Source organism: Dyella sp. LX-66, assembly GCF_018599165.1.
Lineage (GTDB): Bacteria > Pseudomonadota > Gammaproteobacteria > Xanthomonadales > Rhodanobacteraceae > Dyella_D > Dyella_D marensis.
In genome coordinates this window covers 1-20,991 of the sequence record NZ_JAHFVJ010000024.1, presented here as the reverse complement: position 1 = coordinate 20,991, position 20,991 = coordinate 1, and the positions used below count along the sequence as shown (strand labels likewise).

Below are 20,991 nucleotides of genomic sequence, written 5' to 3'. Positions count from 1 at the left end.
ATTACATCGAGGTTTTCTACAACCGACAACGCCGACATGGACATCTGGGTGGCCTTGCGCCAATGATGTTCGAGGCGGCTAACTCAAAATCCAGCAGCTAACCGTCTACGAAAGCGGGGGCGTACCACCTCTGGGGATGGATCACAGCACGACCCTGTTGAGCCACGCGGCGCATTCACGCCTCGCTCCTGGCCATGACGACACCGGCAAGCCGGCGCCTAATTGGCATATGGCTGTACTGGTCGGTGCTGGCGGCATCATCAGTTCCGCCGACGACATGCTGCTCTACTTGAAGGCCAACATGGGACTTCTGAAGACGGACTTGTATCCCGCGATGCAGCTTGCCCAGTCGCCGTCACCCTATGTTCCTCGCAGGCCGATCGGTGAATTGGGGTTGGCGTGGATGATCGAGCACGCGAATGGAGGGGACCTCATCGAGCACAATGGAATGACGGGCGGCTACGCGAGCTACGTTGGATTCACGGCCGACCGCAAGCACGGCGTCGTGGTACTCACCAACAAAGCGTTGGCCGTCGACAACCTGGGTCAGGCTGCTCTATCACCCGGCATCGTGCTCGTTTCCATGCGTAAGCACCTATCGATGTCCGCAAAGGAGCTGGACGAATACGTTGGACGCTATGAACTCTTGCCTGGATTCGTTCTGACGGTATCCCGCAGTGATGCTCAGCTAAAAGCGCAGGCCACCGGGCAGGGGGCTTTCCCTGTGTATCCGAATGCAAAGGATGAATTCTTCACCAACGCGACAGACGTAAGCCTGAGCTTCAAGCGGGATGCGCAAGGGAAGATCGATGGCGTGGTAGTACACCAGGGGGGCGACCATCCTGGGCGTCGCCTTGCGCCAGGCGAGGGTGACGGCGGTGGCAAGCCGGATCCCTCTGCAGCTAAGACTGAGGGCTCGATTCACTGAGTGGGTTGGAACGGAGATCAAGGTTCTGCAAGGCAGATCCTCCTGGACCGTCCGCTGATCAAGCTGCTGTGGAAACCCAAGACCCGAGACTGACTCTTGCCTACACCTCCCCATTCGCGTTTGATCACCGCAGCGGCTAAAGCGGCCCTCCGTCCTCTCGGCTGCATGCAGAAAGGTCGCTCCAGAACTTGGCTGGATGACCAGTCATGGTGGGTCGGGATGGTGGAGTTCCAGCCATCCGGCTGGGATAAAGGGAGTTATCTCAACGTTGGGGCGTGCTGGCTCTGGTACGAGAAGGATTTCTTGTCGTTCGATGCCGGATCCAGGGTTCAGAACTTCCAGGCCTTCGTAAACGATGAGCAGTTTGCGCTGGCGGCCAAAGAGTTGGCTGAGCAGGCGGCCCAGGAAGTCATCGCTTTGCGCGAGCGCTTTCCATCGCCTTCGCATGTACAGGCCTGGCTCACGGCGAAGCCGCCGGTATCTATATGGGATCACTACCATGTGGCTGTGTCGGCCGGATTGGCCGGGGCGACGGAGCAGAGCAAGCGAGCTTTCGCCGATGTGATTTCTAGTCCGGTAGACAGGTCCTGGGCGGCTGAAATCAAACGGCGCTCCATCGAGTTCATGCGCTGCCTGGAACTTGGCGATGGATTTGAGGCAGAGATCTTGGATACGGTTAGACGTGCAAGAGGGTTGCTGGGACTTCCGGTAGCCGCGCCTGGTCGATCGAAGATAGCGGGGCGAGGCGGCTAGCTGTGCCAACGCGCGCTTTGGGTCCAGGAGGGAAGGTGCCGACGAAGATCACGCTTAAACAAGTTTGGGGAGCTTTTGTAAATCAATCGACGTTGGAAGACGCGGCAGATTGGATGGCCGACTTGGCCCGCGACGATCAGTTCATCCGGGCTGAGATCTTCGATTGCCTCATTGGGGCTGAAGCATGGAGTGGTGATCTAAGTGAGCTGGTGTCTGCTGTTAACTGCAGCGGATATCAGGTCGGATCCATCCAAGAGGCAAAGGACATGTGCTCTGAGCTACTTCGCTTGTTTTCGGAAAGACTTGAGCGATTCCAGTAACGGTGTCAGGTCCACTTTCTTTGCAGAAAATTCTTACGGGGAATCGCGTGAAAACTATTCATCGATACATTTTGGTCTTGATGGTTGCTCTTCTTCCAGTGAGTTCCCTCCTGGCTTCCGACACGGCAGCTCTATCGGGCGATGAGGAAATCACTCGATACCTTAGGGAAGCGCAATTTGCATCTTCGTATAGGCACGGAATTGAGGTCTTTGTTGCGAAATCGGGTCGATCAAACTCGGCGCTTCGGGCGATTTTGACCGCGTCAGATGAGGAGATCATCACCGCCGTATTGCCGGCGTATCGGCAAGAGTTGACTGCTGAACAGGCTCGCGCTCTCGCCGACTTTTATGCCTCTGACGTGGGTAAAGCCATGACGCGTCAACAGGTCGCAAGCATCGACAATCCCGGCGTGCCACTGAATCTCACAAAATCGCAGCAGCGATCTCTGACAGATTTCATGGCAACGGATGCGGGGCAGGCTGCCCTTCGAACAAATCAGAAGGCGTTCTTACTTAAGGTAAATCAATGCATTGGAAATGCATTCAATGTCAAGGAGTCTTCTGGGAAATAACATGGGGACCTTACTTCTTCGCAATATTGATGCAACATCCTGCGACCGACCCATGGCGGATGTTATAGGGGCGCAGACTGGTGCGGCGCGGGAGGGACGTAGAAAGTGAGTTTGGCGGGAAAAATGTTGCGTCAGCATTCTTTGGTCGTCGGGCACCACTACTCAGTAACGATCTCCTTTCGAGGACTTGTCGGTTCAGCGTTCGAGGAAGGCCAGTCCTACGAATTGTTGGATGTGAGCTATAGCCACTACGACGGTTGCACGGTTTTCACGTTCAGAGGAGACGGTTCGACTTCCATCCAGTGGTGGTGGTCTGACGAAGAGCCGGATGCGCTGTGCACCGAAAGATTCCGCGAGTCCGAGCGACGGCCTTCTCACCAAGACGAGTCTTATGCATCGGAGAAAGCGTGACGGCTGAAGATATCTGGGACTATCACGTGGCCTCGGGGCTTCCGCTGAGCCGCGCGAAGGAATTGCTGTCTGCGATGCCGCCGGATATACGAGAGCGTGTTCTATTGGCGGTCAAGCAGAAAGGTGGGCGCAGGCTACTAGTCGACCCCATCGAGATAGATTCGGCTTTGGCGGAATTAATTCGCAGGGCTGAAGCCGAGGCAAACCGTGCTGCGGATTCGGCGGGCCACCAAGGCAAAGGTCGATGTCACTTTGTCTGGTCGATGCAGAAGCGAATCTTGGCTGAGCGCCACGGCATTTCTTGGCTTTCACCTGCGGATATGAATCCAGCGGTGGTTTTCGACTAGGTCGGCTAAAGTCGGTCCTGTTATCGTCGTCACCGGAATGCCCCCTTCAGATCGCGCGTTTCCCATAAGGTGTGCAGCGGACGCCCTCGGAATTCGAGATCGCGGCAATAAATCGAGCATTGATATCGATCATGGTGACGCCATCTAACGCCATCTCAGCAGTCGATCTAGCCTTCGGCCCATTGCCAAGGCCCGAGCACTTCACCAACTTCGAGCATTGCCAGGAGTGCGCAGAGCACGATGAGCTGCTGAGGAACCGCACGCGGGAAACGCTCGCGTTTGAAGACGTCGGGAATCCTGGTTGGGACCCGATGTGTTTCTCCACCCCGGAAGGGCTGGCGTTCTACCTGCCGTCGTTGGCCCGTCTCGCATTTGCCGAGCCTCCCTATGGCTACGACTGGTACGGGCATCAGTTGCTTTTCCACCTTTATTCCGGCGGGTTGGAAAATGCGCTCTATACGTATTGCAAATCGATGCAGAGGGAAGCGGTTGCCGCACTTATCGGCGCCATGATCGATTCGAGATTTTCTGATATCGAATCAAGTTCCAGCGAAGACGAATTTCTTCGTGCACACGAAATCTGGTCGCACGGCAGGTCCTGATAGGGCTGTGGGCGCTTGCGGCATGGGATTCAACCGCGGAGCACCGTGCCTCAACAGCGAATACTCCGAAAACCATCAGACAATTCTGTAAATCACACCACTCATGCGCAACTCACGGTTGCACCTACAGACAGGCCGACTGGCCTTTGATACCTTCCGAGATGTTCCCCGCGCAGTGACGTCAAGACGCAACGCGGGCAACCATGGCAGCAATGCTGTGAAAGCGCGAGCCAAGGGTGCTACCAACACCCCTGACCCGCTAACCATCACCAACTAGATGAGAGTTGATCATGGCTACCCCAGATCATACGGTACTTGCACGCTCGCCGATCCCCTCGGCGACCTCCTCACCGCACATCCCGGCCGTCCGACGATCTAGCGGACAGGGTTGAAGCACCGCGGTTTAAGAGTTTTCGCAGGAATTATCCGAGCCGTACTCACCCGGCGCGTTGCCCTGTGCAACGGCGAAACCCTCTGACACCGCAAACCCCTTCATCAATCCAGCCGCCCGGGGCCTGAGCACAGGCCACCGGTGAACCTTCGAGTCCGTGTGGTCGCGGCACGCCGTGCTGTCTGGCGGCGTGCCGTTCTCGGAGCGAGGGCGCGGCATTCCCTTGGCAAGGAGTTGCTTATGAACATGTACGGCGAGCCGTGGATCACCCGTCACACCCACTACTACTCCGACCCCGAAGCGGGCCCGGATGCCTTGCTCAACGACGCCACCGAATGGCTGGCGTACGCCCATGTGTCCCTCCAGTTCCTCTCCGAACGGGTCCACGAGCGCGGCGGCGCGGATGCACGGCGCCTGCCGATCATGCTGGATGGCATCGCTGCCTTGATCGAGATGGGCGCACGCTGCGCCACTCAGGCGCATCTGCGCATGCAATGGGAACAGGTGCGTGACGCGGCTGAGCAGCCTGACGAGGTGTCCAGCGATATGGCGTGCGATGGCGTCGATAACTAGAGACGTCTGAAACCTGCTGGCGGCGCGCTACAACATTGGCCGCACTTCCATCACCGCCGCCAGCTTCTCCATCAACTCCCCATGCGTAAACGGCTTCGCCAGCATCTGCAGCCCCGGATCCAGCCTCCCGTCATGCACGATCGCCTGCCGCGCATACCCGCTGACGAACAGCACCTTCAGCGCCGGACGCAGCGCCAGCGCCTGTTCCGCCAGCTCGCGGCCGTTCATGCCGGGCAGGCCGACGTCGGTGAACAGCAGGTCCACCTCCGCATGCTGCGCGAGCAGCAGCAGGGCGGTTGGCGCATCTTCGGCGGACAGCACCTGGTAGCCGAGTTCGTGCAGCAGCAGGCAGCTGTAGTCGCGTACGTCGGGGTTGTCTTCCACCACCAGCACGGTGTGTCCGCCGGCGACCTCGGGCAGCGCGGGCCGCTCGATCTCCGTCACCGCCTGCTCCGCGGTCAGCCGCGGCAGGTAGATGCGCACCGTGGTGCCGTGCCCGGCCTCGCTCTGCAGCGTGACGAAGCCGCCGGACTGGCGCACGAAGCCATACACCTGCGACAGGCCCAGGCCGGTGCCGTGGCCGGTCGGCTTGGTGGTGAAGAACGGTTCGAACACGCGCTCGCGCACGTCGGCCGGCATGCCGCTGCCGGTGTCGGCCACGCTCAGGCGCGCATAGGCGCCGGGTGCGGCCTCCTGGTCGGCGTCGCGCACGGCATCGGCATCGAGTTGGATGTTGGCGGTCTCGATGCGCAGGCGTCCGCCTTCCGGCATGGCATCGCGCGCATTCACCACCAGGTTGAGCAGGGCGCTTTCCAGCTGGTTGCCGTCGGCGTGCACTTGCCACAGATCGTTGGCTAGCACCGTTTCGATGGCGATGTTTTCGCCCAGCGTGCGCGCTAGCAGATCGGACATGCCCAGCACCAGCCGATTGGTATCCACCGGCCGCGGTTCCAGCGGTTGCCGCCGCGCGAAGGCGAGCAGGCGCTGGGTGAGGGTGGCGGCGCGGCGTGCGCCGAGCATGGCGTTGTCGGCAAAGCGGTGCACGCGTTCGGGCGAGCCTTGCACACCCGGGCGCTGCATCAGCTCCAGGTTGCCGATGATCACGGTCAGCAGATTGTTGAAGTCGTGCGCGATGCCGCCGGTGAGATGGCCGATCGCTTCCATCTTCTGTGACTGGCGCAGTTGCTCTTCCGCCTTGGCGCGCTCGGCGATCTCGCTGGCGACGCGCTCTTCCAGGGTGGCATTGAGCCGGCGCAGCGCTTCGCGCGATTGCAGGATGTCGCGCTGCGCATCCAGCAACTGGCCGGTGCGGTGGCGCAGGCGCCGTTCGGTCTGTTCGGCCTGTTCGCGCAGCGTGCGTTCGCGCTCGGCGGTCTGGCGGCGCACCGCGGCCAGCGCGATATGGCTCTGCACGCGCACCAGCAGTTCGCGTGCGGTGAAGGGCTTGACCAGATAGTCGTCGGCGCCGGCCTCGATGCCTTCGATCTTCGCTTCCTCGCCGGCGCGCGCCGAGAGCAGCACCGTTGGCAGCAGGGCGAACGCGGGGTCGGCGCGTAGCGCCTGCACCAGGGCCAGGCCGTCCAGGCGCGGCATCATCACGTCGGCCAGCAGCAGCGACGGCCGTTCGCGGCGGATCGCCGCCAGCGCCGCCTCGCCGTCGGCCACGCAGGCCACGCGCCAGCCGGCTTCCTGCAGCAGGCGCTGTACGTACTGGCGCATGTCCTGGTTGTCGTCGGCGAGCAGGATGTATTCGCCACTGGCACCTTCCGGCGCCGGCACGTACGGCGCGGGCGCCACGCTGGCGGGCAGCCATTGCGCGGCTTCGTCGACATAGGGCGCGGCATGGCGGGCGGGCAGGGGCGTGCTGTCGGATTCGATCACGCGCGCGGCATCGAGATGCGCCTTGCCGGCGGGAATGCGCACGGTAAGCGTGGTGCCGCGGCCTTCGGCGCTCACGGCCTCCAGCTGGCCGCCATGCAGCCCCACCAGTTCGCGCACCAGGGCCAGGCCGATGCCGCTGCCTTCGATGCTGCGCCCGCGCGCGCCTTCCACGCGGTGGAAGCGCTCGAACAGGCGCGGCATCTGTTCGGCGGGAATGCCGGTGCCGGTGTCGCTCACCTCCAGCGCCAGGCAGCCCTCCTGCGGCGACAGGGTCACCACGATGCCGCCTTCGAAGGTGAACTTGAACGCGTTGGAAACCAGGTTCAGCACGATCTTTTCCCACATCTCCCGGTCCACGTAGGCCGGCGGCAAACCAGCGGGGCAAGCCACGGTAAGCATCAGCCCGGCCTTCTCGATGGCGGAGCGGAAGCTGCTGGCCAGGTCGGCGGTGAGCGTCGAAAGGTCGGTGGGTTCGTAGCGCGCCTGCGCGCGGCCCGCTTCGATGCGCGCGAAATCCAGCAGCGTGTTGACCAGTTTCAGCAGGCGCTGGCCGTTGCGATGGGCCAGTTCCACCAGGCTGCGCGATGCGTCCGGCGCTGCTTCCGCGCGCGCCAGCCATTCCTCCAGCGGCCCCAGCATCAAGGTCAGCGGCGTGCGGAATTCGTGGCTGACGTTGGAGAAGAACAGCGTCTTGGCCTGGTCCAGCCGCGCCAGTTCCTGTGCGCGGCGGCGCTCCTGTTCCAGCGTGTCGGCCTGCGCGATGGCGGCGCCGACCTGGCCGGCGGCCAGTTCGAGAAACCCTGCGTACGCGGCGTCGTACAGGCGATACGGATTGAGCCCGACCACCAGCACCGCCGCGCGGCCGCGTTCGCCCGCCGGCGCGATCGGCAGCAGCACCGCCTGGCTGGGCGGTAATGGCCAGGCGCCGCGCGGCAGTGGCACACGCAAGCGCGAGGCGAGGTCGTGCAGGTGCAGCGGATGCCCCGCGGCCAGCGCGCGCGCCACCGGCCAGGCGCGCTCGTCGCCGGGCAGGATACGCAGCGGCGCGACGCTGTCGCCTGCGGAGGCGCCGCCACAGGCCGCCAGCACGAAGGTGGCATCCGCCTCGGCCACGTAGATCGCCGCGAACGGCACGTCGTGCACATTGGCGGCGAGCGCGGCGGCGCTGCGTTCGCAGCTGTCCTTCCAGCCGTGCGCGTGCATGGTGCCGGCCGCTTGTTCGCGCAAGCTGGCGAGTTGGCGGTCGCCGATCACGCGGCGGGTGTCGTCGGTGTTGACGCAGATGATGCCGCCGGGGCGGCCGTCGTCGTCGGGCAGGGGGCTGAAGGAGAACGTGTAGTAGGTCTCTTCCGGATAGCCGTTGCGCTCCATGATCAGCAACTGGCCTTCCACGTAGATGCCTTCGCCGCCGGCCAGCACCTGGGCCAGGCGCGGCGCCATGTAGTCCTGGATCTCCGGCCATACCTCTTCGACCGTGCGCCCCAGCGCCCACGGATGTTTGCCGCCGATGATGGCGCGGTAGGCATCGTTGTAGAGGTACACCTGTCGCGGCCCCCAGCCCAGCCACATCGGGTGGCGCGACGACAGCACGATGCGCACCGCTGTCTGCAGGCTGCGCGGCCATTGCGCGGGTGCGCCCAGCGTGGCGGACCAGTCGTGCGCCCGTATCAGCTCGCCCATCTGGCTGCTGCCGAGGAAGTCGGTATGCGCGCTGATCTCCACGTTCGATGCTCTCAAGAGGCAGACGTTTCTATTTGATTGTTCTTACGTGGTTGCAAAGTGAGCGACGTTGCGTGTGCAAATACTTTCGCAAGGCGGCCGGCTGTGATTTAGTTCACGTCATTGCGGCCGCGCCAGGGAGCGGTCCCGCCGATGCAGGAAGCGTCGCGCAGGTGGCGTGGATATCACGTCATCGTCACGCCAGCGTCGCGTCGGGCACGTTGCTATGCGCTGCATTCCAGCCTGTCTCGTTGGCGCCGGTTCACCATGCACGGTGTTGCCTGTCACCTATCTAGCCTCAAGGAGCAACGGCCCGCGATGGACAAACTCGAGAGCTTGATCGACCTGCTTACCCGCGGCCAACTGGAACGCGCGGAACTGGCGCAGCGCGTCGAGCGCGTGCGCAACGCGGCAAGCGATGCCGAGCTTGCCTGGCTGCACGGCGAAGGCGAGGCGCAACTCATGCAGGCCTCGCTGCTGTTCCGCCTGAAAGATTTCATGCTCACCAGCGACCAGCTGCAGCTGCTGCACGAACGCATCAGCGACAGCCTGGACGAACCGCTGCCGCCATTCCCCGCCGACCGGCGCGATTTCTGGTCGGACGATTACTTCGAATGGCTGGACGAGATCGTCGCCGCGCGCGGGCTGGAAGTGATGATGCTGCCCGACAGCGTGGACGACCGACTCGCCGCCCTGGTGGTGCGGCGCGAGGACACGCCGCGCGTGCTGGTGCTGGCCGATGCGCTGAAGCTGATCGTGGAGAAGTCGACGCAGCGGCGCTACGCCTGAGCCGTGGCGCGGCGCGTCCTCTTGCGACGCCGATCAACAACGGCGCGAGCGCAGGCGAGCAGACTGCGCCGTCCGCGCATGGACGCTCCGACGCTTGCGGTTTCATCCGGGTGTGCATGCGTGGCTGTCCATTCCGGACGTCCCCATCCGCACCCTACGGAGACCTGCATGAAGCATTCCCCCGCATGGAAGTTCGCTCCCCTCGTCTGCGCCTTGCTCGCCGCCTTGCCGTTGGCCCAGGCGCAAGCCGCAGGCCACACCTACTACGTCGCCACGAATGGCAATGACAATGCCGCGGGCACGCTGGATGCGCCGTGGCGCACCATCGGCCGCGCCGCGCGTGGCGTGATTGCCGGCGACACCGTGTACGTGCGCGGAGGTACTTACGCCGAGACGATCGACGTCGACACCTCCGGTTCCGCCGCGGCCGGTCCCATCGTGTTCGCCAGCTATCCGGGCGAAAAAGCCGCGGTCAGCGGCACCGGCCTCACCGTGCCCGCCAATGCGATGCGCGGCCTGTGGAACCTCAACAACGTCAGCTACGTGACGGTGCAGGGTTTCGACGTGGGCAACTACAGCACGTCCAGCACCACGGCCACGCCGGTGGGCATCTATATCAACGGCGGCGGCACCCAGGTGAACATCCTCGGCAACCGCGTGCACGACATCGCCAACAAGATCGAGAGCTGCCCCAACGGCAATGCGTTCGGCATCGAGGTCTATGCCAACGACGCAGCCAACTCGATCAACCAGCTCACCATCAGCGGCAACGAGGTGGACCATCTGCGCACGGGCTGCAGCGAGTCGCTCTCGCTCACCGGCAACGTCGAGCAGTGGACGATCAGCAACAACGCGGTGCACGACAACGACAATATCGGCATCGCGGCGCTCGGCTTCGAGACCATGTCCGGCCGCAACGGCGGCACCTTCCAGAGCCAGGCGCGCGACGGCGTGATCAGTGGCAACTCGGTGTACAACATCAGCTCGCAGGGCAATGCGGCGTATCCCGCGGGCGACTTCTCCGCCGACGGCATCTACGTGGAAGGCGGCACGCGGGTGACCATCGAGCGCAACGTGGTCAACCGGGCGGACCTCGGCATCGAGCTGGCCAGCGAGACCAAGAACAAGTTCAGCAGCGACGTAACCGTGCGCAACAACCTGGTGATGTTCTCCAACATCACCGGCATCTCGATCGGCGGCGCGGCTTCCGGCAATGGCGGCATGCAGAACGCCACCATCGTCAACAACACGCTGTTCCGCAACGACCAGCAGGCCAGCGGCAGCGGCGAGTTCCAGATCCAGTTCCACGTCAGCGGCACGGTGTTCGAGAACAACCTGCTGTACGCCACCGCCGACGGCCTGCTGGTGAACTTCTGGCCCAAGACCACCAATAACGCCGGCTATGCCAACCCGGGCACGATCGAGCACAACCTGTATTTCGCCGATGGCGGCGCGGGGAATGCCAACTGGGTGTGGCTGGGCAAGAGCTATACCGGCATCGCCGGCTACCGCACCGGCAGCGGCGCGGACAAGCTCACCTTGCTGGTGAATCCGCAGTTCGCCAGCCTGACCGTGCCGGACCTGCACGTGGGCAGTGGCTCGGCGGCGCGCGGCGCGGGGCTGGTATTGCCGGCGTCGACGGTGGGAACGGTGGATTTCGACGGGCAGCCGCGAGTGAATGCTGCGGGCAAGATCGATATCGGTGCTTATCAGCAGCCGTAATCCGCCTCACCCCTCATCTCCCTCTCCCCTCCGGGGAGAGGGTCGGGGTGAGGGGCCGGGCGGAGCGTAGAAGCGGAAGCGGAAAACGTGCGTCGCTCTGTCGATCCGTTATGGCGAGCACCCGCCCCTCATCCGCCTGCCGGCACCTTCTCCCCGGAGGGGAGAAGGGTTCACTAGGCGAAGTACTGCTTCAACCTTGCTTGATCGTATTCGCCGGCACAAACGTATATCCCATCGCCTGCAATCCCTCGACGACCTGCTTCAGATAGCTGATGTCGTAATAGGGATGGAAGAAGAAGCTCTGCACGCTGTCCTGCACCACCGTATTGACGTTGGCGCTGGCCAGGATGTCAGCCGGGAAGCGCGCCGGGTTGTTGTTGAACGCTTGAGTCTCAACGTTGCCCAGCTGCTCGCCGATCACCACGGTGCCGTAGATGTCGCGCACCAGGTAGGGGAAGAACTGGCCGTAGATCTTGGTGTAGTCCGGCGTGCCCGTGCCGCAGGCGCCGTTCGGGCACCAGCCGCCCGCATACAGGCCGCGGTCGTAGCGTGCGGAGAACAGGCTGTTGATGACCTTGTAGTCCACCGCCGAGGCTGCGTAATGCGGCGGCTCGAAGATGGTCGGCGCCAGGAAGCCGGCGGCGGCGAAGTCCATCAGGCCCTTGACGATGCGGCCCTGGGTCCAGAGCGCCGAATCCTCGGCCGGCGGCGCGTCGTACAGCACGTAGTTGTCGGGGCTGATGTGCGAGCGGTAGAACTCGAAATCGTCCGCCGACACGCCGCTGTAGGGATTGGCCACGTTGGAGTACTGATGCGTATAGCCATGCATCAGGATAGTGCCGCCCTTGGACTGCATGTACTTCAGTGCGCTCACCACGTTGCGCGCCTGCGACAGGTGGATCGCCTGCGGCACACCGTTGTTGTAGAAGCCCTTCGGGTCCAGGTAGTACGGAATCACCGCGACCGTGAACGGCACACCCTTGCTGGACAAATAATCGGCGATCGCGCGCAGCTGGGCCGGATCGTCGGTGGCGTTGACGTCCTCGATGCGCACCAGCGCCCGCTTGCGCGCCAGCATCGACGGGTTGGACACCTTGCCGATCAGGTCGGCCGCGATCAGGTAGCGATCGTTCATGCCGATATAGCTGAAGGGAATCTCGCCGATATAGGTGAGGTTCGCACCCTTGGTCGCCCAGTTCACCGTGCCGCCGGTGTCGTTGGTCGCCACGGCCACGGCCGTCGCCTTGGTCGGATCGGTGATGCTCGTCTGCAGCAGGCCCGACGGCACCGACAGCGCGTTGCGCTGGATCGCCACGCCCTTGTAGGTGACGGTGAGCGTATTGCTGAAGTCGAAGAACATCGGCGAGAAGCCATACTGCGCGGCGAAGTTCGGCGAGCGCGCGGCCAGCTGCCAGATGTTGTCGTTCATCCACAGCACCGGCTTGGTGGTGGCCAGCACGTCGTCGAGCATCGCGGTCGGCAGAGGTTCGTCATAGGTCGAACCGACATAGACCAGGCCGGTGTAGTTGTTGAGTTCACCGGCGGTGTAGGTGGCGGCCGTGTGCAGCGTGTACTTGCTGCCGTGCGAGACGAGATTGGCCGCCATCACCGCATACGCTTCGCCCAGCCAGGCCCACGCGCCGGTGCTGTCGTACAGCACCAGGGTGTTCTGCGCGGGGTTGGCGCCCGGTGCGCCGGCGAAGGCGTTGGCCGGAGGGCTGAGCAGGATGTTCAGCGATACGTTGCGTTGCACCGAACCGGCGGCGGTCAGCGTCGACACCGCTTTCTGCGCGCTCTTCATCGACGGTGCGACGACGAGCGAGCGCGGCGGCGCCGGCAGCAGCTGCATGTCGGCGTGTTCGGCAATCTGTGCGTAAACAGGAGAGGTCAAGCCGGCTGCCGTGGTTAACACCAGGGCGGCACTGGCGAGAAGAGACCTCAGGACGGAGGGCTTGAGGCGGGACCTGGTCATGGGAAATCCTCACATGCTGCGATGGAAATCGACGCAAGCCAGGAATGCCCCCGTGCTTGCGCGCATGGCGGAGAACGATTTTCCGAAGCCCAGGTCCCTGTTCCCGAGAGTGGAGAGGCATCGCCCCCAAGTTGAAGCTTACGGGCCTGGAATGCGCGTTTTTATTGGTCTGTCGAGGTATGGCTTTTAGTCAATCGTCAGGCAGCCCGGCGCGACCCCAATATGCGACCCGGACGCAACACCCATCGCAGGTCGAAAACCACCACGCGGACTCCTCAGCCGACACGTCTATCCGGGAACCAGGGACCCCGGACGACCGCTCTTCCCCGCCGTTTGCGCGGCGGAAGCGCGGCGCCGGACATCTGGGCCAGGACACGCGTCGCCATCCTTAAGGGGGAAGGAGTCATGCAGGACATCCTGATCATTTGCGGCACCCGCCCGGAAATCATCAAGCTCGCGCCGGTCTATCACGCGCTGCGCGACAGCGGCTGGGCCACGCCGGTGTGGTTGCATACCGGGCAGCACGACGACATGGCGCGGCAGATGCTCGCCTGTTTCGATATCCAGCCGGATATCGAACTGTCACGCGGAGGTGACACCCTGGCGCAGTTCAGCACCCGCTGCCGCGAACTGCTGGACGAAGTGATGGCCAGCCGGCCGTGGTCGCTGGTGATGGTGCAGGGCGATACCGAAAGCACGTTTCTCGGCGCGCTCGCCGGTTTCTATCATCGCGTGCCGGTGGCGCACGTCGAAGCGGGCCTGCGCACCTACGACCTGTCGCGGCCGTTCCCGGAAGAAGGCCTGCGGCAGATGGTCAGCCGCATCGCCAGTTTCCATTTCGCGCCGACCGCGCGCGCCTCGCAGGCGCTGCAGGCCGAAGCCGTACCGGACGAGCGCGTGTTCATCACCGGCAATACGGTGATCGACGCGCAGCACTGGGTGACGCGCCATCGCCGCATCCAGCGCGGACACGCGGGGCGCGGCCATCTGCTGGTCACCGCGCACCGGCGCGAGAACTGGGGCAGCGACCTGCGCGAGATCTGCTACGCCATCGCCGACATCGCCAGCCACCATCCGGAACTGGACATCCTGTTCCCGGTGCATCTGAATCCGACGGTGAGCAAGCCGGTGCACGCCATCCTGGGCGAACTGGGCAACGTGCACCTGAGCGGCCCGTTCGACTACCTGCGCATGCAGCAGGCGCTGATCGACGCGTGGCTGGTGCTGACCGATTCCGGCGGCCTGCAGGAAGAGGCGCCGACCTTCGGCGTACCGCTGCTGGTGCTGCGCACCGAAACCGAGCGGCCGGAAGCGATCGAAGGCGGCTGTGCGCGGCTGGCCGGCACGCGGCGGGCGTCGATCGTGAAGCAGATCGAGGACCTGTGGGACGACGGCGAGGCCTACGGCGCCATGGCGCGCGCGGGCAATCCGTTCGGCGACGGCCGGGCCAGCGATCGCATCGTGGATCTGCTGCAGGGGGCGCTGGAGGGCGGCGAACGCCGGCGCGAAGCGGTCTGACAGGGGAGTACACCGGGATGTGGTGGCTGGATGCATTCACGACCTACCTGTACGGCCTGAGCGTGGCCGTATCGGTGATCGCCATACTCATGCTGCTGAGCGGCATGGACGATCTGTTCATCGACCTCGTGTACTGGACGCGGCGCACGTGGAAGGCGCTGGTGGTGTACCGCCGGCACGAGCGCACCTACTACCACGAGCTGTACCGGCCGGCGGAAAAGCCGCTGGCCATCATGGTGCCGGCCTGGCACGAGACCGGCGTGATCGGACACATGGCGGAGCTGGCCGCCAGCACGCTGGACTACGAGAACTACCATATCTTCGTCGGCACCTATCCGAACGATGCGGATACGCAGCGCGACGTGGACGAAGTGAGCGCGCGCTTCCCCAACGTGCATAAAGTGGTGTGCGCGCGGCCGGGGCCGACCAGCAAGGCCGACTGCCTCAACAACGTGCTCGACGCGATTCTGCAATTCGAACGCCGCGCCAAGCTGAGCTTCGAGGGTTTCATCCTGCACGATGCCGAGGACGTGGTCTGCGCGATGGAGCTGCGCCTGTTCAATTACCTGGTGGGCCGCAAGGATCTGATCCAGATCCCGGTGTATCCGTTCGAGCGGCAGTGGAACAACTTCACCAGCCTGCATTACCTGGACGAATTCGCCGAGCTGCACGGCAAAGATGTACCGGTGCGCGAGGCGCTGGCCGGCCAGGTGCCCAGCGCGGGCGTCGGCACCTGCTTCAGCCGCCGCGCGGTGCTGGCCCTGATCGAGGAAGGCAACGGCATCGCCTTCGACGTGCAGAGCCTGACCGAGGACTACGACATCGGCCTGCGCCTGAAGGCGCGCGGCTTGCAGGAAGTCTTCGTGCGCTTCCCGGTGCTGCGCTACCGCAAGCACCAGAAGCCGTCGCCGTTCGGGCAGAGCCGGCGCGAATCGAACGTGATCTGCGTGCGCGAGTATTTCCCCGACCGCCTTTCGACTGCGGTACGGCAGAAGTCGCGCTGGATCATCGGCATCGTCTATCAGGGCTACCGCACCCACGGCTGGAAGTGGCGGCACGGCCTGGTGCTGAATTATTTCCTGTGGCGCGACCGCAAGGGCGCCATCGCCAACTTCGTCAGCTTCGGCGCGATGCTGGTGCTGGCGCAGCTGCTGATCATCGGCACGGTGCAGCAGCTGTGGCCGGGCGCGCCGCGCTTCCTGTCGATCTTCGAAGGTCAGCATTGGCTGGACATGGTGCTGTATGCCAATGCGGGGCTGATGGCCAACCGCATCCTGCAGCGCATCGTGTTCGTCACCGCGTACTACGGGGTGAAGCAGGGCCTGCTGGCGATCCCGCGGCTGCTGTGGAGCAACCTGGTCAACTTCCTGGCCAACTGGCGTGCGATCAAGCAGATCCTGCAGACCGGCGATCCGCGCCGCGTGGCCTGGGACAAGACCACCCACGATTTCCCCAGCATCGGCGGCGAGAACCGCTCCAAGCGTTCGCTGGACGAATTGCTGGTGACGCAGGGCGCGCTCACCGAGGCGCGGCTGCGCCAGGCGCGCGCGCAGCCGATCGAAGGCCTGCATCCGGGCAGCACGCTGATCCACCAGGGCGTGATCACCGCCGAGCAGCTGGCGCGGCCGATCGCCGAACAGGCCGGCGTGGACAGCGAGACGGTGGACGCCGAGACCTTGTCGCCGGAACTCTTCACCGCGATGCCCGCGGCCGTGGCCTTGCAGTACGCGGTGCTGCCGCTGCGGGTGGATGGCGGCACGCTGGTGCTGGCGAGCGAGTCGTACGTCGACCCGGTGTCGCTGGCGGCGATCGCGCGCAAGCTGGACCGGCCGGTGCGCTATGTGATCGCGCACAAGGGCCAGGTCACGGTGGGGCTGCGGCGCTGGTATGCGCAGTCGCCGGAGCGCGAGCACGATCCGCGCAAGCTGTTGGAAGCCGCCGCACGCAGCGGGCGCATCGGCGCCGAGCGTGCGCGGGAGTTGTGGGACGACTACGTTTCCCGGCAGGTGATGCTGGGCGAGATCCTGGTGGCGCAGGGGCACCTGGATGAAGTGGCATTCAAGGCATTGCTGTTGAGTCATGCGCGCAGCGGGCAACCGCTGGGTGCGTTCCTGGTGGCCCAGGGAGTGATCGGCCAGGACACGCTCGACCGCTTGCTGGCCCTGCAATCGGCGCTGCAACCCAGCCTCGCGGCGCTCCTGGAGAAGGAGGCCGCCCCGCCGGTGCAGCTGGTCAAGCAGTGGACGGAGCGCGTGGCATGAAACGCCCATGGCCGACTCGTTGTGCGGCCGCGCTGTTCGCCATGGCACCGGCCTTGCCGCTTTGCGCGGCGGGCCAGCAGCCGGACAGCGCCAGCCGCTATCAGCAATTCCTGTTGTATCCCCATCGCCAGGCCGGCTTCGCCGCGCTGCGCGCCAACGACGAGCGCACCGCGCTGGCCGAATTCGAGCGCGCCCGCGCACTGGCGCCGCAAAGCATCGACACCGCGCTGGACCTGGCCGAGGCGTATCGCCACTTCGGCCATGCCGACAAGGCGCGCACGGTGCTGGACGACCAGCGCCGCTATACGCCGGCCGATCCGCGCCTGCGCGCGCCACCGCCGGCCGAGGCCGCGGTGGACTGCAAGGTCGACAACCGCCCGGTGTGCCGCGCGCAACGCGGCTTCGACGCCTTGCAGGCGGGCGAGCTCGATCGCACGCAGGCGGAACTGGCCGCGGCGAATTTCGCCAGATCCAGCGAAGGCCTGGCACTGCGCCGTGCGCTGGTGCAGCGCTCGATCTATCTGGGCGATCGCAACCGCGCCGTGCAGCAGCTGGCGGCGCTGGATCAGCTGGGGCAGATCGGCCCCGACGAACGCGCGCAATGGTTCAACGTCTTGCTGATGCAGGGTAGGGCGCTGGAAGCGCGCGACCTGCAGGCGCGCGGCGGACTCGGCGCGCCGGCGCAGGAACTGGCCGTGGCGCTGGGTTTGTCCGCCGCGGGCGAGCGCAAGGCGCTGGAAGACTATCTCGCCGTGCACCAGCCGGCCTTCGACGACGAGAAGGACGAGCGGCAATGGGTGAACCTGCTGGCGCAGGTGGGACGCGCGCGGCCGGAACTGCTGGATCTGTACGAAGCGCGCTTCCCGGCCAATGCGGCCTGGCAGGCGCGTTCGTCGCTGCCGCTGGCGATGGCGCGCCATGACGATGGCGCGACGCAGCGCCTGCTGGCGCGGCTGCCGAAGGACAGTTATCGCGAGGAGCGTTTCTCGCTGGCGCTGGCGCAAGGGCGCTATGAGGAAGCGCGCGAACAGGCCGAGGCGCTGGTAGCGCAGCCGGACGGGCATCGCCTGCTCGATCCGCTGAGCTATCGCCTGATGGATGCCGGCGCGCCGGACCAGGCCGAGCGGCTGCTGCTGGCTTCGTATCCGTTCGGCGGCAATCCGCAGGCCGGCACCTTGTTCGCGCGGCTGGCGGTGCTGGCGGCAAAGCAATCCGCCGCCTTCTCCGCCGCCGACCGCGCGCGCCTGGCGCGGCCGCTGGAAAGCGTGCCGCTGCGCATCGTGCAGGTGCCGATCCTGGCCGCACTGCGCGACTGCGACGGCATCCGCCAGGTGATGTCGGACCTCTCGCCCGACTATCCGGCGGAACTGTGGCGCCAGCTCGGCGACTGCTACGGCAACGACCGCCCCGGCCTGGCCGAATACGCCTACGCCGAAGCGAACAAGCGCAAACCCGACCCCGACACCACGCGCGCCCTGGCTTACCAGGCCTACGGCGCACGCGACTACGCCACTGCCCTGCAGGCCTGGCGCGCGGTGCCGGTCGAACATATGAAGACCGACGACCTGCTCGCCGCGGCAACGACCGCGATGAGCGCCGAGCAACCCGGCGTGGCGCGCGCCTGGCTGGACAGCTATGCAGCGCAGGGCGGACGGCAGGACCACGCCTACTGGTGGCTGCGCGCACAGGCCGACGAGCCGCGCGACCCGGCGCTGGCGCGCACCGATCTGGACAACGCCATCGCACTGCATCCGGAAGCGCGCTACTACCAGCGCCTCGCGGCCTTGCAGACCCAGGCCGGCGAAACCCGTCCGGCCCTGCTCTCGCTGCAGCGCGCCGCGGTATTGGCACCGGACGACGACAAGCTTGCCGCGCAGCTCGGCTATGCCTATCTGCAGAACGGCTCGCCGGAATTGGCGGTGGTGCAGTTCGAGCGTGCGCATCGTGCCAACCCGGATGACGCCAAGCTCACCTGGCAGTTGCTCTACGTGCACCAGAAGCTGGGCGACAGCAGCCAGGCGCGCACCTATGCGGCGCAGGCGATCGACCAGCTCGACGCCGGCGGCACCGGCGCCGCCACGGCAACAGAGGCCGCACAGGACGAAGGTCAGCAGCGCTACGACCTGCGCCGCCTGCACGAGGACCTGGGCCGCAAGTGGCGCTTCAATGCCGACATGACGCTGGGTGACACGGTGTCCTCGGCGGCGAACGCGGCCAACCCTGGCCAGTCGTACCGCAGCTATTTCCAGATGGAAGGGCAGTACCGCTTCGATCCGCCGTGGAACGGCGCCGACATCAATACGCTGGCGGCCTATGCGCGCGTGTTCGCGGGTAGCGGCAACGGCGGCTCGGTGTGGCCGATCCATGGCTGGATGCTCGGCGTGGGCGTGCATTGGAAACCGTTGACCACGCAGAACATCGTGCTTTCCGCCGAGCAGCAGACGCCGGTGTCCGGCAGCCGCTTCACCCGCAACGATACCTTGCTGCGCGCGGCCGGCTCCTGGTCGTTCGGCCCGCACCTCAACGACGACTGGCATGCCTCCGGCGGCGGCTGGTGGTCGCAGAACTTCTACGTGGACGTGGCGCGCTATCTGCGCGCCAAGCAGACGGTGCTCACCGCCGACTACCAGCTCGGCTGGCATCGCAAGCTGGCCGAGGGACAGTCGATCGAGCCGTATGCGCGCGTGCAGTTCACCGGCATCGACCGCAACCAGGGCAGCTTCCAGCGCGACGGACGCGTGGGCCTGGGCGTGCAATGGAACCTGTGGTTCGGCGAGACGCGCTACGACGCGTACCCGCATCGCTTCAGCGTGGCGGTGGAAGGGCAGCATGCCTTCACCAGCTATCTGCGCGAGAAGAACGCGGTGTTCCTGATCGTGAGGACCGCGTGGTGAGCCGCGCGCGGCGGTGGTGGTTGATGGTGGCGCTGCTGCTGGCGCCGTGGCTGGCGCAGGCCACCACGGCGGTGTTCTACCAGCCGCAGACGCGCGACCGCGAGGTGGCGGTGGCGCAGTGGCCGGGGTGGTTCGCGCAGTTGCGTGCGCGTGGCTTCGACACCCTGGTGGTGCAGTGGACGCAGTATGGCGATGCCTTCGCGGATCCCGCAGGGCATGCATGGCTGTTGCAGCGGGTTCGCGAAGCGCGCGCCGCCGGGTTGCGCGTCGTGCTGGGGCTGCACAGCGATCCGGCGTTCTTCCAGCGCCAGGAAATGCCGGCAACGGCGCTGGACGACTACCTGCGTTCACTGGCCCGCCAGGATGCCGAGGCGGCGCGCCGTTGGGTCGCCGAGCTGGGCGAACAGGACATCGCCGGCTGGTACCTGCCGATGGAGATCGACGACCGCCGCTGGCGCGAGCCGGAAGCGCGCGAGGTGCTGCGCGATTACCTCGCGCTGGAGCGGCGGCAGCTGGACCGGGTACTGGCGCGGCCGGTGTTCGTGAGCACCTTCTTCGCCGGGCATATGGCGCCGGCGGCGTATGCGCAGCTGGTGGCGGATGTGCGTGGCAGCGGCGTGCAGGCGTGGGTGCAGGATGGGGCGGGGACGGCGCGGTTGAGCCGTGGCGAGAGTGCGGTGTATCTGGCTTCGGCGATGTCGTGCGATCGGAAAGGGGCTGCGGGTGTGGTGTATGAGGTGTTCCGGCAGACCGGGGGTGACGAGGCGTTCAAGGCGGAGCCGCTGGATGGGCGGGATGTGGATGCGGCCTTGGTGCAGCGGGCGCCTTGCGGGGGGGATACGGCGTTTTTTGAGTTGCGGTATCTGCCGGAGATGGAGGCGCTGCGGCGTTAGAAAGCCCCGCCTAGTGAAACCCTTCGCCCCTTCGGGGAGAAGGTGGCGGCAGCCGGATGAGGGGCGGGTGCTCGCGGTAGAGGTTCGACGAAGCGTCGCTCGCTTTTGTGCTGCCGCTTTATCGCTCCGTAGGTCCCCCTCACCCCAACCCTCTCCCCGCTGGGGAGAGGGGGCAGGTTGCGTGAAGGCTTGAGTTCCCTCGCCAAACCAGTGTGGATCCCTTCTCCCCTCCGGGGAGAAGGTGGCGGCAGCCGGATGAGGGGCGGGTGCTCGCGGCGGAAGAGCGACGAAGCGTCGCTTGCTTTAGTGCTCTCGCTTCACCGCTCCGTAGGTGTCCCCCTCACCCCAACCCTCTCCCCGCGGGGGAGAGGGGGCAGGTTGCGTGAAGGCTTGAGTTCCCTCGCCAAACCAACTGAGTTCCCTCGCCAAACCAGCGTGGATCCCT

15 protein-coding genes are annotated in these 20,991 nt (G+C 65.2%); 13 read left to right on the top strand and 2 right to left on the bottom strand.

Annotated elements, in window-relative coordinates:
- The first annotated feature begins 136 nt into the window (after positions 1–136).
- The 7 genes from KK141_RS22735 (at position 137) to KK141_RS22705 (ending at position 4,897) form a co-directional block, all read left to right on the top strand.
- Positions 137–928 carry a serine hydrolase gene (locus KK141_RS22735; protein ID WP_214571934.1) on the top strand — a complete coding sequence of 264 codons (792 nt, stop codon included), beginning with the start codon at positions 137–139 and terminating at the stop codon, positions 926–928.
- 219 nt (positions 929–1,147) lie between these two features.
- Positions 1,148–1,681 carry a hypothetical protein gene (locus tag KK141_RS22730; RefSeq protein WP_214571935.1) on the top strand — a complete coding sequence of 178 codons (534 nt, stop codon included), beginning with the start codon at positions 1,148–1,150 and terminating at the stop codon, positions 1,679–1,681.
- A 35-nt stretch (positions 1,682–1,716) separates the two neighbouring features.
- On the top strand, positions 1,717–2,001 hold the full coding sequence (locus KK141_RS22725) for a hypothetical protein (protein WP_214571936.1): 285 nt from the start codon (positions 1,717–1,719) through the stop codon (positions 1,999–2,001).
- A gap of 47 nt (positions 2,002–2,048) precedes the next feature.
- Positions 2,049–2,573, top strand: coding sequence for a DUF2059 domain-containing protein (locus KK141_RS22720; RefSeq protein WP_214571938.1), 525 nt, complete (start codon positions 2,049–2,051; stop codon positions 2,571–2,573).
- 407 nt (positions 2,574–2,980) lie between these two features.
- Positions 2,981–3,331 (top strand): hypothetical protein, encoded by a 351-nt coding sequence (locus KK141_RS22715; RefSeq protein WP_214571939.1) that lies wholly within the window; start codon positions 2,981–2,983, stop codon positions 3,329–3,331.
- A gap of 131 nt (positions 3,332–3,462) precedes the next feature.
- Complete coding sequence (locus tag KK141_RS22710) at positions 3,463–3,933, top strand: hypothetical protein (RefSeq protein WP_214571940.1); 471 nt, start codon at positions 3,463–3,465, stop codon at positions 3,931–3,933.
- 631 nt (positions 3,934–4,564) lie between these two features.
- Positions 4,565–4,897 (top strand): hypothetical protein, encoded by a 333-nt coding sequence (locus KK141_RS22705; RefSeq protein ID WP_214571941.1) that lies wholly within the window; start codon positions 4,565–4,567, stop codon positions 4,895–4,897.
- Between the two features lie 27 nt (positions 4,898–4,924).
- Here the strand turns inward: KK141_RS22705 and KK141_RS22700 are convergent, their stop codons facing one another.
- Positions 4,925–8,515 (bottom strand): ATP-binding protein, encoded by a 3,591-nt coding sequence (locus KK141_RS22700; RefSeq protein WP_214571942.1) that lies wholly within the window; start codon positions 8,513–8,515, stop codon positions 4,925–4,927.
- 300 nt (positions 8,516–8,815) lie between these two features.
- Between KK141_RS22700 and KK141_RS22695 the strand changes: the two genes are divergently transcribed.
- On the top strand, positions 8,816–9,286 hold the full coding sequence (locus KK141_RS22695; protein ID WP_214571943.1) for a hypothetical protein: 471 nt from the start codon (positions 8,816–8,818) through the stop codon (positions 9,284–9,286).
- 168 nt (positions 9,287–9,454) lie between these two features.
- The gene (locus tag KK141_RS22690; RefSeq protein ID WP_214571944.1) at positions 9,455–11,008 is read left to right on the top strand and encodes a right-handed parallel beta-helix repeat-containing protein; all 1,554 of its coding nucleotides are present in this window, start codon (positions 9,455–9,457) and stop codon (positions 11,006–11,008) included.
- Between the two features lie 190 nt (positions 11,009–11,198).
- Here the strand turns inward: KK141_RS22690 and KK141_RS22685 are convergent, their stop codons facing one another.
- Positions 11,199–12,899, bottom strand: coding sequence for a polysaccharide deacetylase family protein (locus KK141_RS22685; RefSeq protein ID WP_214571946.1), 1,701 nt, complete (start codon positions 12,897–12,899; stop codon positions 11,199–11,201).
- Between the two features lie 486 nt (positions 12,900–13,385).
- Here KK141_RS22685 and wecB point away from each other — a divergent pair, with 486 nt between their 5' ends.
- From wecB to KK141_RS22665, 4 genes are read left to right on the top strand one after another with little or no spacing between them, the layout of a single operon-like run.
- Positions 13,386–14,498, top strand: a complete 1,113-nt coding sequence (wecB, locus tag KK141_RS22680; RefSeq protein WP_214571948.1) for a UDP-N-acetylglucosamine 2-epimerase (non-hydrolyzing) — start codon at positions 13,386–13,388, stop codon at positions 14,496–14,498.
- Positions 14,499–14,515: 17 nt separating this feature from the next.
- Complete coding sequence (locus KK141_RS22675) at positions 14,516–16,759, top strand: glycosyl transferase family protein (protein ID WP_214571949.1); 2,244 nt, start codon at positions 14,516–14,518, stop codon at positions 16,757–16,759.
- Positions 16,756–19,653: a tetratricopeptide repeat protein gene (locus tag KK141_RS22670; RefSeq protein ID WP_214571950.1), complete on the top strand. Its 2,898-nt coding sequence runs from the start codon at positions 16,756–16,758 to the stop codon at positions 19,651–19,653. Before KK141_RS22675 ends, KK141_RS22670 begins: the two co-directional genes overlap by 4 nt.
- Positions 19,650–20,546: a DUF4434 domain-containing protein gene (locus KK141_RS22665; protein WP_214571951.1), complete on the top strand. Its 897-nt coding sequence runs from the start codon at positions 19,650–19,652 to the stop codon at positions 20,544–20,546. The genes KK141_RS22670 and KK141_RS22665 overlap by 4 nt, the downstream gene beginning before the upstream one ends.
- Positions 20,547–20,991: the final 445 nt, after the last annotated feature.